Source organism: Rhizobium sp. UFLA01-1127, assembly GCF_059803845.1.
Map to the genome: position 1 here is coordinate 1 of NZ_JAUQTZ010000160.1, position 13,846 is coordinate 13,846.

10 protein-coding genes are annotated in these 13,846 nt (G+C 60.4%); 6 read left to right on the plus strand and 4 right to left on the minus strand.

Translation table 11 applies throughout. The features are described 5' to 3' along the window. On the plus strand, nucleotides 1-369 hold a 369-nt coding region (locus Q4Q11_RS27470; RefSeq protein ID WP_498571449.1), incomplete at its 5' end, for a diacylglycerol kinase catalytic domain-containing protein. Between the two features lie 75 nt (nucleotides 370-444). Here the strand turns inward: Q4Q11_RS27470 and prfB are convergent. The 3 genes from prfB to Q4Q11_RS27485 form a co-directional block, all read right to left on the minus strand. Continuing rightward, a protein-coding gene (prfB, locus tag Q4Q11_RS27475; protein ID WP_112511213.1) for a peptide chain release factor 2 occupies nucleotides 445-1,576 on the minus strand; the annotation gives its coding sequence in 2 pieces (ribosomal slippage) (nucleotides 445-1,506 and nucleotides 1,508-1,576; 1,131 coding nt in all). A gap of 125 nt (nucleotides 1,577-1,701) precedes the next feature. Then, the gene (locus tag Q4Q11_RS27480; RefSeq protein WP_113217873.1) at nucleotides 1,702-4,164 is read right to left on the minus strand and encodes a penicillin-binding protein 1A; all 2,463 of its coding nucleotides are present in this window, start codon (nucleotides 4,162-4,164) and stop codon (nucleotides 1,702-1,704) included. A gap of 259 nt (nucleotides 4,165-4,423) precedes the next feature. After that, nucleotides 4,424-5,635, minus strand: coding sequence for an N-acetylmuramoyl-L-alanine amidase (locus Q4Q11_RS27485; RefSeq protein ID WP_112511209.1), 1,212 nt, complete (start codon nucleotides 5,633-5,635; stop codon nucleotides 4,424-4,426). 680 nt (nucleotides 5,636-6,315) lie between these two features. On the opposite strand from Q4Q11_RS27485, the gene Q4Q11_RS27490 reads away from it, so the two are divergent. Then, complete coding sequence (locus Q4Q11_RS27490) at nucleotides 6,316-9,225, plus strand: Rne/Rng family ribonuclease (RefSeq protein ID WP_498571450.1); 2,910 nt, start codon at nucleotides 6,316-6,318, stop codon at nucleotides 9,223-9,225. A gap of 191 nt (nucleotides 9,226-9,416) precedes the next feature. Here the strand turns inward: Q4Q11_RS27490 and Q4Q11_RS27495 are convergent, their stop codons facing one another. Beyond that, nucleotides 9,417-10,574 (minus strand): pyridoxal phosphate-dependent aminotransferase, encoded by a 1,158-nt coding sequence (locus Q4Q11_RS27495; RefSeq protein WP_498571451.1) that lies wholly within the window; start codon nucleotides 10,572-10,574, stop codon nucleotides 9,417-9,419. Between the two features lie 211 nt (nucleotides 10,575-10,785). Here Q4Q11_RS27495 and Q4Q11_RS27500 point away from each other — a divergent pair, with 211 nt between their 5' ends. From Q4Q11_RS27500 to accC, 4 genes are all read left to right on the plus strand, one after another. Beyond that, nucleotides 10,786-11,553 carry a DsbA family protein gene (locus Q4Q11_RS27500; protein ID WP_498571452.1) on the plus strand — a complete coding sequence of 256 codons (768 nt, stop codon included), beginning with the start codon at nucleotides 10,786-10,788 and terminating at the stop codon, nucleotides 11,551-11,553. A gap of 200 nt (nucleotides 11,554-11,753) precedes the next feature. After that, nucleotides 11,754-12,191, plus strand: a complete 438-nt coding sequence (gene aroQ / locus Q4Q11_RS27505; protein WP_112511203.1) for a type II 3-dehydroquinate dehydratase — start codon at nucleotides 11,754-11,756, stop codon at nucleotides 12,189-12,191. A gap of 24 nt (nucleotides 12,192-12,215) precedes the next feature. Then, the gene (gene accB / locus Q4Q11_RS27510; RefSeq protein ID WP_112511201.1) at nucleotides 12,216-12,689 is read left to right on the plus strand and encodes an acetyl-CoA carboxylase biotin carboxyl carrier protein; all 474 of its coding nucleotides are present in this window, start codon (nucleotides 12,216-12,218) and stop codon (nucleotides 12,687-12,689) included. 8 nt (nucleotides 12,690-12,697) lie between these two features. Then, the coding region (gene accC / locus Q4Q11_RS27515; RefSeq protein ID WP_498571453.1) for an acetyl-CoA carboxylase biotin carboxylase subunit at nucleotides 12,698-13,846 on the plus strand (1,149 nt) is incomplete at its 3' end.

Genomic DNA, 13,846 nt, shown 5'->3' on the forward strand with positions numbered 1-13,846 from the left:
GGCCGGGTGCGTCTGCCGGAATTGATCTGCGATGGCCTGATGGTAACGACGCCGGCCGGCTCCACGGCCTATAATCTATCGGCCCACGGTCCTATCCTGCCGCTGGAGGCGCCGCTGCTGGCCATGACGCCGGTCAGCGCCTTCCGTCCCCGCCGCTGGCGGGGGGCGCTGCTACCAAACAAGGTCACGGTCGATATCACCGTGCTCGAAGCGGAAAAGCGCCCGGTCAACGCCGCCGCCGACAATGCCGAGGTAAAGTCCGTCCTCGGCGTCCAAATCCGTCAGAGCGAGGATACGACAGCCCGCATTCTTTCCGATCCGGACAGATCATGGTCGGACCGGATCCTTGCGGAACAGTTTTCGGATTGAAGCCGGAATTAACAGCGCATCTGCCATTAAAAAAGCCCCGTTTCCGGGGCTTTTTTCGTTTGAATGGATGCAAACTTATTCGACGTCGTCGATAACGGCGTCGGCAGCACCGCTGATGCGATGCGCAAGGGCTGCCTCCATGAACTCGTTGAGGTCGCCGTCCAGCACATCACCGGGTGCCGTGCTGGAAACGCCGGTACGCAGATCCTTGACCAGCTGGTAGGGCTGGAGGACGTAGGAGCGGATCTGGTGGCCCCAGCCGATATCGGTCTTGGAGGCGGCTTCGGCATTGGCAGCCTCTTCCCGCTTCATCAATTCCGCCTCGTACATGCGGGCGCGCAGCATGTCCCAGGCCTTGGCCCGGTTTTTGTGCTGCGAGCGTTCCTGCTGGCACTGCACGACGATACCCGTCGGGATATGCGTGATGCGCACGGCCGAGTCGGTGGTGTTGACGTGCTGGCCGCCGGCGCCGGACGAACGGTAGGTGTCGATGCGGCAATCGCTTTCGTTGATCTCGATCTGGATCGAGTCGTCGACGACCGGGTAGACCCAGATCGACGAGAACGACGTGTGGCGGCGGGCATTGCTGTCGTAGGGCGAAATGCGCACCAGACGATGCACCCCCGATTCTGTCTTCAGCCAGCCATAGGCATTGTGGCCCTTGACGAGCAGCGTCGCGGACTTGATGCCGGCTTCTTCGCCGTCATGGACTTCCAGCAGCTCCACCTTGAAGCGCTGGCGTTCGGCCCAGCGGGTGTACATGCGCAGAAGCATGTTCGCCCAGTCCTGGCTCTCGGTGCCGCCTGCACCCGAATGGACTTCGAGGTAGGTATCGTTGCTGTCGGCCTCGCCGGAAAGCATGGCCTCCACCTGCCGGCGAGCGGCCTCCGCCTTCAAAACCTTCAGGGCCTCCTCGGCATCGCGCACGATATCGGCATCGCCCTCTTCTTCGCCAAGCTCGATCAGCTCGATATTGTCGGCAAGCTGTTGCTCAAGCGCGCGCACGCCATTGATGCCATCGTCGAGCTGCTGGCGTTCGCGCATCAGCTTCTGCGCTTCGGAAGCATCGTTCCAGAGGGTCGGATCCTCTGCCTTATTATTCAACCAGTCCAGTCGTCTTATCGCCTGATCCCAGTCAAAGATGCCTCCTCAGCAGGGTGATAGCCTGCTTGGTTTCGTCGACAATTTTCTCGATTTCGGCTCTCATGATCCTGCTTCTTCATTTCACCGTTCGATGTGAACGGCCGTCCAATTCAAAGAGTGCTGGTGACATAGATATACATGCCGCTGCTGTAAAGCCCCACGGCATGACGATCGGACAATAGGATAGGGTCAGAAAAGACCGCCCGCGCCGGAGGTAACCGCCTGGTTCGCCTGCGGCGACGTCCTCAGAATTTCCTCTGGCGCGACCTGCGCCGCAGCCTCTCCGCCGCCGATGACCTGCAGGCTGGTGGCCGGACCCGTGCCGGGCTTGAAGGCTTCCATGATCGCATTCGGCTCGCCGGGCTGCGCGGCCATGCCGGTCGCGCGGTTGACGGCGACCATCGTCATGCCGGCCGGAACCTGGAATTTCTCCGGCGCCTCGTCCTTTGTGGCAGCCTGCATGAACTCGTTGAAGATCGGCGCGGCAAGCGCGCCGCCGGTGCCGCCGCGGCCGAGTGTGGCCGGAGTGTCGTAGCCGACGTAGAGGCCGGCAACGAGGCTCGGCGTAAAGCCGACGAACCAGGCATCCTTCTCATCGTTGGTCGTGCCGGTCTTGCCCGCGACATCGGTGTTGAGCTTGATCTTGCCGGCGGCCGTGCCGCGGATGATGACGCCCTGCATCATCGACGTGACCTGATAGGCCGTCATCGGATCGAGCACCTGCTCGCGATTGTCGGCGATGACCGGCTCATCCTGATTCTGCCACGCACTAACGTTGCAGTTGTCGCAGACACGTTCCTCATGCTTGAAGATGGTCTTGCCGTAGCGATCCTGAATGCGGTCGATGAGCGTCGGCTTGATCTGCTTGCCGCCATTGGCGATGACCGAATAGGCCGAAACCATGCGCAGCACCGTCGTTTCGCCGGCACCGAGCGACATGGCGAGCACCGGATTCATATGATCGTAGATGCCGAAGCGCTCGGCATATTCGGCGACCAGCGGCATGCCCATGTCGGACGCGAGACGAACCGTCATCAGATTGCGCGAGTGTTCGATGGCGAAGCGCAGGGTATGGACGCCGCCGCCCTCACCCTCGTAGTTCGTCGGCTTCCAGACGTCGCCGTTGCTGAGCGTGATCTGCAGCGGGTCGTCGAGAATGACCGAAGCCGGCGTATAACCATTGTCCATGGCAGCCGCGTAGACGAAGGGCTTGAAGGACGAACCGGGCTGGCGCTTGGCCTGCGTTGCGCGGTTGAATTCGGATTGCGCGTAGGAGAAGCCGCCGACCATGGCGAGCACGCGGCCGGTATGCGGATCCATGGCAACCAGGCCACCCTGCACTTTCGGCGGCTGACGCAGGCGATAGCTGCTCGAATCGGCACTGCCGGTCTTCTGTACATAAATCACGTCACCGGGGCTCAGGACGCCGCTCGGTGATTTGGCCGACTTACCGCCTGCGGAACGGAAGGCCCAGCGCATGTCGGAAGCAGCGATCGTGCCGCGCTTGCGCTCCGTCGCAACCTTGCCCGCAGCATCGACCCGCGGCTGCAATCCGATATCGACGGCCTGATCGGACACGGAAAGGACGACCGCGACCTGCCATTCCGGCACGTCGCTGAGTGCCGGAACCTTGGCCAGCTCCGCTCCCCAATCCTGCGAGGTCGCAATCTGCTTGATCGGGCCGCGATAGCCGCGACGCTCGTCATAATCGACCAGACCGTCCTGCAATGCCTTGCGGGCTTCGAGCTGCATCTGCGGATCGAGCGACGTGCGCACGGAAAGACCGCCCTCATAGAGGGTCTTTTCGCCATACTGGTCGATCAGCTGGCGGCGAACCTCTTCGGAGAAATAGTCGGAAGCAAAGAGCGACGGACCGCTCTTCGGCGGCACGACGCCGAGCGGCTGCTTCTTTGCCTCTTCGCCGTCGCTCTGACTGACATAGCCATTCTCGACCATGCGATCGATCACCCAGTTGCGGCGGGTGAGCGCCGCTTCGGCGCGGCGGAAGGGATTATAGTTCGAAGGGCCTTTGGGAAGCGACGCGAGGTAAGCCGATTCGGCGATGGTCAGCTCGTTGACCGACTTGTCGAAATAGGTGAGCGCCGCACCGGCGATACCATAGGAATTGAGGCCGAAATAGATCTCGTTCAGGTAAAGCTCGAGGATTTTGTCCTTGCTGTAGGCCTGTTCGATGCGGAAGGAAAGGATCGCTTCCTTGATCTTGCGGTCGAACGTCTGGTCGGCGGACAACAGGAAGTTCTTGGCGACCTGCTGGGTAATCGTGGACGCACCGACGAAGCGGCGACCGGAACCGATATTCTGGAGGTTCACGGCCACGGCGCGGATGAGACCGCCGATATCAACGCCAGGATGATTGTAGAAATTCTTGTCTTCAGCCGAAAGGAACGCCGCCTTGACACGATCGGGAATAGCCTGGATCGGCACGAAAAGCCGGTTTTCCCGTGAATATTCCTTCATCAGCGCGCCGTTGCCGGCATGAATGCGCGTCGTCACCGGCGGCGCGTATTTGGCAAGCACCTCATAGTCGGGAAGTTCCTTTGAGACCACGCTCAGATAGATGGCAGCCGCAGCCGCTACCCCCAGGAACAGGAGGCAGCCGAGCCCAAAGAAATATCCAATCAGTCTGATCATGTGATACTACCGGTGCTTGTTCTTCTTGAGGCACGCGTGCGAGACAATCGCACAATCACGGGCGTTTTGCATGCTCGCGGTGTTAATGCAAGACGGCAGCGAGACAAAGCCGTGAGTCATTCGCGAGCAAATGATACTTCGCTGTAACGGCGGGAATGTGAGCAAAATAGGGCTCGTCTCCGCTATTCCCAGTTTCATTCAGTTCTAATATTTAACGCTGTTACATGGAAGCCACGGCCGCCCGTCACATTTGACCATATCAGCCGCCATTCGCGATGATCGATACGCGATATTGTTTCACCGCCTCCGTCAGCCGGTCGGCCACCTTCTGCCGCCAATCGGGATCGAGCAGCAGCTTTTCGTCCTCCTTGTTGGAGAGAAAGCCGAGCTCGAGGAGGATCGACGGCACATCCGGAGCTGTCAGGACCTGGAAACCGGCGTGGCGATGCGGATTGTTGATCATCGAGATCTGGCCGTTGAACGAGGACAGCACATCCTGCGCCAGCGAAATGGAGAAGGCCTGCGTTTCACGGCGTGTGAGATCCATGAGAATATCGGTGACGGCAGCCGGCTGCGCCTGGGACTCGGCCCCGGCGATCTGATCCGAGTTGTTTTCGCGATCGGCCACTTCGCCGGCGAGCCGGTCCGAAGCCTTGTCCGAGATCGTATAGACGGTCGCGCCGCGAATATCCTTCTGCTTCAGCGTGTCGGCATGCAGCGAGATGAAGAGCGACGCATGATTTTGCCGGGCTATCGTCACGCGCTCCGACAGCGTCAGATACTGATCCTTGTCGCGTGTCAGGAAGGCCTTGATGCCGGACTGCGCGTTCAGCTTGTCGGCCAGCATCTTGGCGAAAGCGAGCGTGATGTCCTTTTCCTGAGTGGTGCCGTCCGTGCCGGTCGCACCCGCATCGATACCGCCATGGCCGGCATCGACGGCGACAAGGAAGGTATTCGGATCCGCCTTCTGCGTCGGCTCGACCGGGCCGACATCCTCAGCGGTGTCCCCGTTCGTCCAGCTTTGCTTTTTCACCAGCTCCGAGAATTGCTCGGCGGGCAGCATCTCGGCATCGAGCACCAGTCGCTGACCCTTGCCGCTTTCATCCGCCTGGACCTTCGCCGCGACCAGCTTCACCGGCTTCTTCGCCGTCAGCACGATACGGGCGCTGTCCGCATCCATCGTGCCGAAACGGATATCCTTGAAGAGGCCGGCAGGCTTGAGATCGCCCGCCGGAAAGCCGAATGCCGTTGCCGGCAGGTCGACGACGATGCGGACCGGATTGTCAAGGTAATGAACGGTGAAGGCTGGCGCTCGATCCATGTCGATGACGATGCGCGTACGAGCTTCGTCGCCTGCTATGCGCGCGCCGTAAGCAAGCAAAGGGTCCGCGGCGGCCATGGGCGCAAATGCCGAAACCGAAACCAGAATCGCCAGAGCGAAGGCCGTTGCCGCAAATCGCAAAACCCTCACGCCACTCTCCGCCACATGCCGCTATCCCTTTGCCAAATGCCCAACGTACCCCATATTTGTTTCGGCGTTGTTTTTGAAGCCCCAATAACAGGAACCAGGTTTGACGTGATGGCCGCATCCGGTGATGCGCCGGGAGACGAATCGGCAAGACACCCTCCCGCATCCTCATCATCCGACGAATCCATCAATATTATGGCATACTTGGCTTTTCCCTTGCTATTGTGACAGATAAAACATACAACGCATATTAGGGTAGAAGTGTTGACGGGATAGAGTCGTCGCAACGGCAGCCGCCTCGAGTACCAGGCGCCAATAAGCGGCATTCATCCGACGTCTGCAGTGCTTCTGCTCCGAATAGTGGATATCTGAATTTCCGGTTTCAGACAGGGAATTCATCGGTGGAGAGCCACCAAACGCTCTTTCTAGAGAGCACATTCATCGGACCCGGTTTGGGTCTAAGGCATAGTCGATCTCGCTTGGTTACGGATGTTACCGCAGCAGCTTTTTCACAAAGTGAACAGACCCCAGGGACGTAAGGCCCCGGCTGCCGTCTGGATGCTGTCATCGCCGAACCACTTGCGACTTTCATTATCCGGTGCAGCAACGGCGGACCGTTTCCAGCTTGTCCCAGCGACAGGCGGGCCCCCTTCCGATTGTCTGCGCCGAGGAGCACAGCTTTCATGGCAGACAAAATGCTTATCGATGCGTCTCACGAGGAAGAGACGCGCGTCGTTGTCGTTCGCGGGAACCGCATAGAAGAATTCGACTTCGAATCGCAGCACAAGAAGCAGATCCGCGGCAATATCTATCTCGCAAAAGTAACGCGGGTCGAGCCTTCGCTTCAGGCCGCCTTCGTGGACTACGGCGGCAATCGCCACGGCTTCCTGGCCTTTGCCGAAATTCACCCCGACTACTACCAGATCCCGCTGGCCGATCGTCAGGCGCTGCTGAAGGCGGAAGCCGAAGAGCATCGCCGCGACGACGACGTCGAGCATGTGGAAACCGCGCTCGATCTTTCGCAGCAGGAGCAGCCCGATATCGGCATCGTTCCGAAGGACAGCGAAGAGGCTGCAGTGCCTGCCGCCATCGCGGAAGAAGCCCCTGCCGCGGAGGCAGCCGCCCCCGCCGAAGAGGCAGCTCCGGCCAAGAAGACGGTCAAGCCGCGGCGCAGCCGCAAGAAGGCGGCGGCAGAAGCTCCCGCCGAAGAGGCCCCCGCCCCGGAAGCAACCGCTGCCGTCGACGCACCGAGCGAGGACGAGGAAGGTTCGTCCGGCTCTATGGCCGCGATGGTCGAAACCGATTCGATCTCCGAGGATGTCGCAACCTCCAAGCGCCGCCACGATGACGACGATGATGACGACCACGACCACGAAGAGGAAGTGATCGAATCCGTCGGCGCCGAGGATGCGATGGAAGAGGTTCCCGATCGCACCCAGCGCAAGCCGCGCAAGCAGTACCGCATCCAGGAGGTCATCAAGCGCCGGCAGATCCTGCTGGTGCAGGTGGCCAAGGAAGAGCGCGGCAACAAGGGTGCCGCGCTGACAACCTATCTCTCACTTGCAGGCCGCTACTCCGTCCTGATGCCGAACACCGCACGCGGCGGCGGCATTTCGCGCAAGATCACCAATCCGCAGGACCGCAAGCGCCTGAAGGAAATCGCCAAGCTGCTCGAAGTGCCGCAGGGCATGGGCGTCATCCTGCGTACCGCCGGCGCCAACCGCACCAAGGTCGAGGTCAAGCGCGATTTCGAATATCTCATGCGCCTGTGGGAAAACGTCCGCACGCTGACGCTCGCATCGACTGCGCCTTGCCTGGTCTACGAAGAAGGCAGCCTGATCAAGCGCTCGATCCGCGACCTCTACAACAAGGATATCAGCGAGATCATCGTTGCCGGCGAAGAAGGCTATCGTGAAGCGAAAGACTTCATGAAAATGCTGATGCCGAGCCACGCCAAGGTGGTTCAGCCCTATCGCGACATTCACCCGATCTTCTCGCGCTCCGGCATCGAGGCGCAGCTCGACCGCATGCTGCAGCCGCAGGTAACGCTGCGTTCCGGCGGCTATCTGATCATGAACCAGACGGAAGCGCTGGTTTCGATCGACGTCAACTCCGGCCGCTCGACCCGCGAGCATTCGATCGAGGACACCGCGCTCCAGACGAACCTGGAAGCCGCCGAGGAAATCGCGCGCCAGCTGCGCCTGCGCGACCTTGCCGGCCTGATCGTCATCGACTTCATCGACATGGAAGAAAAGCGCAACAACCGCGCCGTCGAGAAGAAGCTGAAGGAATGCCTGAAAAACGACCGCGCCCGCATCCAGGTCGGCCGCATCTCGCATTTCGGCCTTCTGGAAATGTCGCGTCAGCGCATCCGCGCCTCGGTTCTCGAAAGCACGACGCAGATCTGCTCGCATTGCGGCGGCACCGGCCATGTGCGCTCGCAGTCCTCCGTTGCGCTGCACGTTCTGCGCGGTGTCGAGGAATATCTTCTCAAGAACACGACGCACGATATCACCGTGCGCACGACGCCGGATATTGCGCTCTACCTGCTCAACCACAAGCGCCAGACGATTATCGACTATGAAAGCCGCTTCGGCGTCACGATCGTCATCGATGCCGACAACGCAGTCGGCACCCAGCATTTCGCAATCGACCGTGGCGAGCCAGTCGCCAACCCGGTGAAGATCGAGAGCCTGTTCAACTTCGCAGCCATCCCGGATGACGATGACGACGATATCGTCATCGAGGCCGATGAGGATGAAGACGAAGAGCTGGAAGAAAAGGCCGCAAGCACCGAGCAGCAGCCTGTCGCCCGTTCCGAAAGCAATGATGGCAACCGCAAGCGCAAGCGCCGTCGTCGGCGTCGTGGCCGCGGCAATGATAACCAGGCCGCTGCCGCTTCCGAAGATGATTCCGCGACCGCTATCGCCGAGGATGCGGACGGAGAAGAAGGCGACGACGACGAGGCTGACGCCGGCGCAGACAATGCCGCAGCCGCCGGCGGTGACGACGATGCGCAACAGAAGCGCAAACGCCGCCGTCGTGGCAAGCGTGGTGGCCGCCGCAATCGTGAAAACGAAGGCAACGAACAGACTGCCGCAGGCGAGGAAGCCGATTCCGGCGAAGCTGATGAGGCCGACGCCGAAGATGGTGACGAAGCAGCCGTAACGGTGGCCGAGATCGTCGTTGCCGAAGGCGAAGCTGCCGTCGAAGGCCAGCCCGCCATGGCAGCGGTCGAAACGGCAGCTGTCGTCACGGAAGACGTCAAGCCCCCCAAGGGCCGTGGCCGCCGCAAGGCAAAGACCGCCGAGGCATCGCCGGTCGAAACGCCCGAGGCCGAAGCAGCGCCCGAAGCAGATGCGGAATTCGAAGCGGTCGCCGAGATCACCGGTGTTTTGGATAATACGGGAGAAGCGACAGCGCCCGAAGCAACCGAGGATGCGGCCAAGCCGGCTCGCGCCAACCGCGAATCCAATGTTTCCTCCTCCGCTCCGGTGGTAAAATCCAGCCGCACCAACGAGGGCAGCGATGGTGATGGGGAGCCGACCAAGCCGAAGAAAGCCGGCTGGTGGCAGCGCCGCGGTTTCTTCTAAGAAGATTTACAGCGAATGATTTGACAAATCCGGCCGTGGCGACACGGCCGGATTTTTCGTTTTGTGCCGCGGTTGCCCTCGCCTTCTCCAATCAAGCCAAGAAGGCATGCCATGCAAAAGGATGCAGACATGCGATATGGTGACTTGCGAAAACGCTTTCGCAAGCTCGCCCAAGCCGCTGATTGCGGGTTCTATTTCAGCCAGGCAGCCATGCGCTCGGTGGCTTCCTCGATCTCGGCATTCGAACCGGCATAGGAAATGCGCATGGCGCGATGCCCTTCCACGGGATCAAAATCGAGACCGGGCGTGGCGGCGACATTGATTTCGGCCAGCATCTTGCGGGCGAAAGCCATACTGTCATTCGTAAAGCGGCTGACGTCGACATAGGCATAGAAAGCGCCATCCATCGGCGAGGCGATGCGAAAGCCGATTTCCGGGAGGCGGCGCAACAGGAAATCGCGGTTGCGGCCGTAGCTTGCACGGTAGACGTCCAATTCGGCGCCGGCGCCAAGCGCCGCCTCGGCGGCAATCTGCGACAATTCCGGTGCGGAAATGTAAAGGCTTTGGGCCACGCGCTCGATCGGGCGAACGAGCCGTTCCGGCAAGACCATCCAGCCGATGCGCCAGCCGGTCATGCAATAATATTTCGAAAAAGAATTAATAACGATCGCCTCGTCGGTCAGCTCCAGCGCGCTCGTCTCCTCGCCGACGAAGGTCAGGCCATGATAGATCTCGTCGGAGATGAAGGCGATGGAGCGATCGGCACAATACTCCGCCAGCGCCTTCAAAGCTGCCCTGCCCGTTACCGTGCCTGTGGGATTGGCCGGGCTTGCCAGCAGCACGCCTTTCAGGCGCTTGCCACTTGCTGCCTGTGCCGCCTCGAGGCTCTCTGGCGTAAGCGTAAACTGCGTCTCGTCGGCGACCGGGACTTCGACGACATCGAGGCCGAGTGCTGCAAGGATATTGCGATAGGCCGGATAGCCAGGTCGGGCGATGGCAACGCTGTCGCCGGCATCAAATAGGGTCAGAAAGGCGAGATTGAAGCCGGCCGAAGAGCCTGTCGTGATCGCAATGCGCTTCGGATCGATGCTGAGGCCGTGGCGCGCCTGATAATGGGCGGAAAGCGCCTGCCGCAGCGCCAATGTGCCGAGCGCATCCGTATAGCCGATGCGTCCGTGACCGAGTGCCGCACGCGCCGCCTCCAGCGCCGCCTGGGGCGTGGGATGCGATGGCTGTCCGACAGCCATGGAAATAACCGCGTGTCCAGCCTGGCGTCTCCGGGTCGCTTCCGCCAGTACGTCCATGGCATGGAAGGGTTCGACATCGCTGCGCTTGGATAGGGAAAACAAGGTCAATTCTCTCTTGGATCGGATTAGCCTGCGACATTTGCCGCAATATCGGCTTGTTCACAATCCTGCGATTGCGGCTTTGTCGTGAAAATTCCTGTTTCTGGAAGTAAGGACGCACCGTAAATTGCTGATGCTTATTTGCGGATATTGACCCGACGATGCTATGGCGCATCCCGGAACGACGTCTCCGCTCAGACCCAACGAGGACCCAATGACCTTTTTTCTCAAAAACCTGCTGACGGTTTCGGCGATTGCCCTGACAGCGTCCTTCGCCACAATCCAGCCAGCCGCTGCGCTGGACGACCAGCAGAAGAAGGAGATCGGGGAATTCATCAAGGAATATCTCGTCGAGCATCCGGAGGTGCTGCTGGATGCACAGGCCGCACTCGAAAAGAAGCAGGACGAGGCCCGCATCGCGCAATCGGCCCAGGTAATCACCCAGAACAAGGATGCGATTTTCAACTCCAAGGATGATGTGGCCATCGGCAATCCGAAGGGCAGCGTCACCGTCGTCGAGTTCTTCGATTACAACTGCACCTACTGCCGGCATGCGCTCGGCGACATGGATAAGCTCCTGAAGCAGGACAAGGACGTACGTTTCGTCCTCAAGGAATTCCCGATCCTCGGTCAGGATTCGGTCGCAGCGTCCCGCGTTTCCAATGCTTTCCGTCAGCTCGCGCCGGAAAAATACGCCGAGTTCCATCACAAACTGCTGGGCAGCGACGGCCGCGCCTCCGAAGACAGCGCCATCGAAGTCGCCACCTCGCTCGGCGTCACGGAAGCCGCCATCCGCGCGGAAATGGCAAAGAGCCCGAATACCGACATGATCAAGGCGACCTATCAGCTTGCTTCGGATCTCAACGTCAGCGGCACGCCCGCTTATGTCATCGGCAACGAAATGATTTCGGGCGCAATCGGCCTCGATGCAATCAAGGAAAAGATCGCCAATGTCCGCAGTTGCGGCAAGACGAGCTGCTGAGCGGCGCGGGGGTTCCCTCACCCGCGCAAGCCGCCTATCGCATTTTGGCAGGACCTCCTGACAGCGCCGCGTCATCGCGCGGCGCAAAAATGCCAAAATCGCGGCGTTTCCACATCTAGAGGCACGCAACCTTCGCTCCGGGGCTTTCCTACAAGGCCTCGGGAGTCTATAGGTTGCGCTGCACTTTGACGGAACATCTGATGGCGCAAACGATTTTTGTCCTGAACGGACCCAATTTGAATGCCTTGGGCAAGCGCGAGCCAGGCATCTATGGCGGCAAGACGCTCAAGGATATCGAGGCAGATTGCAAGTCCGTTGGCGAAAGCCTGGGCTTCATTATCGATTTCCGGCAGAGCAATCACGAAGGCGTACTCGTCGACTGGATGCACGAAGCCGGCGACAAGGCTGCCGGCGTCGCGATCAATCCCGGCGCGTATGGGCATACGTCGATCGCGCTTCACGATGCGATCCGCGCCATTTCCATTCCGGTCGTGGAGGTGCATATCTCCAACATCCACGCACGCGAAGAATTCCGGCACAAATCGATGATCGCGCCTGCTGCAAAGGGCATGATCTGCGGTTTCGGACCTCATAGCTACATCCTGGCGCTTCACGCGCTGAAATCCATCACCCAATAACAAAAATACAGGGCAAGAAATCCAATGGCTGAAAAGAAATCGGGTATCGACCAGGCGCTGATTCGCGATCTCGCCAATATCCTCAACGATACGGATCTGACCGAGATCGAAGTCGAGCAGGAAGATATGCGCATCCGCGTATCGCGTGCCGGCACGACGCAATATGTTCAGGCGCCGATCGCCGCCCCGGCCGCTTACGCCGCTCCAGCCGCTGCTGCTGCAGCCCCGGCCGCTGCCGCTCCAGCCGGCAAGACCCGCAATCCCGACAACGTCGTCAGCGCGCCGATGGTCGGCACCGCCTATCTGGCGCCGGCTCCGGGTGCGGCTGCCTTCATTCAGACCGGTGCAGTCGTCAAGGAAGGCCAGACGCTGCTGATCATCGAAGCAATGAAGACGATGAACCAGATTCCTGCGCCGAAGTCCGGTACGATTACCGAAATCCTGGTTCAGGACGGTCGTCCGGTCGAGTACGGCGAAGCTCTGGTCGTCATCGAGTAGGCCGGCCCATGCCCATGATTTCGAAGATTCTCATAGCCAACCGCGGAGAGATCGCCTTGCGCGTGCTGCGCGCCTGCAAGGAGCTCGGCATTGCGAGCGTTGCGGTGCACTCCACCGCCGATGCCGACGCAATGCATGTACGGCTTGCGGATGAGAGCGTTTGCATCGGCCCGCCGCAGTCGCGCGAAAGCTATCTCAACATCCACCAGATCGTCGCCGCCTGCGAGATCACCGGCGCTGATGCCGTGCATCCCGGCTATGGTTTCCTTTCGGAAAATGCCAAATTCGCCGACATTCTCGATGCGCACGGCATCACCTTCATCGGTCCGACAGCGGAGCATATCCGCATCATGGGTGACAAGATCACCGCCAAGACCACGGCGCAGCAGCTCGGTATTCCGGTCGTTCCGGGTTCCGACGGTGAGGTGAAGACAGAAGCTGATGCGCTGAAGACGGCGCGCGAGATCGGTTATCCCGTGCTGATCAAGGCAACCGCCGGCGGCGGCGGCCGCGGCATGAAGGTCGCGCGCACAGAAGAGGACTTGATCGAGGCCTGGTCGACGGCGCGCACGGAAGCGGGTGCGGCGTTCGGCAACGATTCCGTCTATATGGAAAAGTACCTAGGCAAGCCGCGCCATATCGAAATCCAGGTGTTCGGCGATGGCGAAGGCAATGCCATCCATCTTGGCGAGCGCGACTGCTCGCTGCAGCGCCGCCACCAGAAAGTCTGGGAAGAGGCAAACTCTCCGGCTCTCAATGTCGAGCAGCGCATGAAGATCGGCAAGATCTGCGCCGACGCCATGAAGAAGCTGAAATATCGCGGCGCCGGCACGATCGAGTTCCTCTACGAAAACGGCGAGTTCTATTTCATCGAGATGAACACCCGCCTGCAGGTGGAGCATCCGGTGACGGAAGCCATCACCGGCATCGATCTCGTGCATGAGCAGATCCGCGTCGCCTCCGGCGGCGGCCTCTCGGTAACGCAGGATGAGGTGCATTTCCATGGCCACGCCATCGAATGCCGCATCAATGCGGAAGATGCGCGCAGCTTCATCCCCTCACCCGGGACGATCACGCATTTCCATGCGCCGGGCGGCCTTGGGGTACGCATCGATTCCGGCGCCTATCAAGGCTACAAGATCCCCCCTTATTACGAC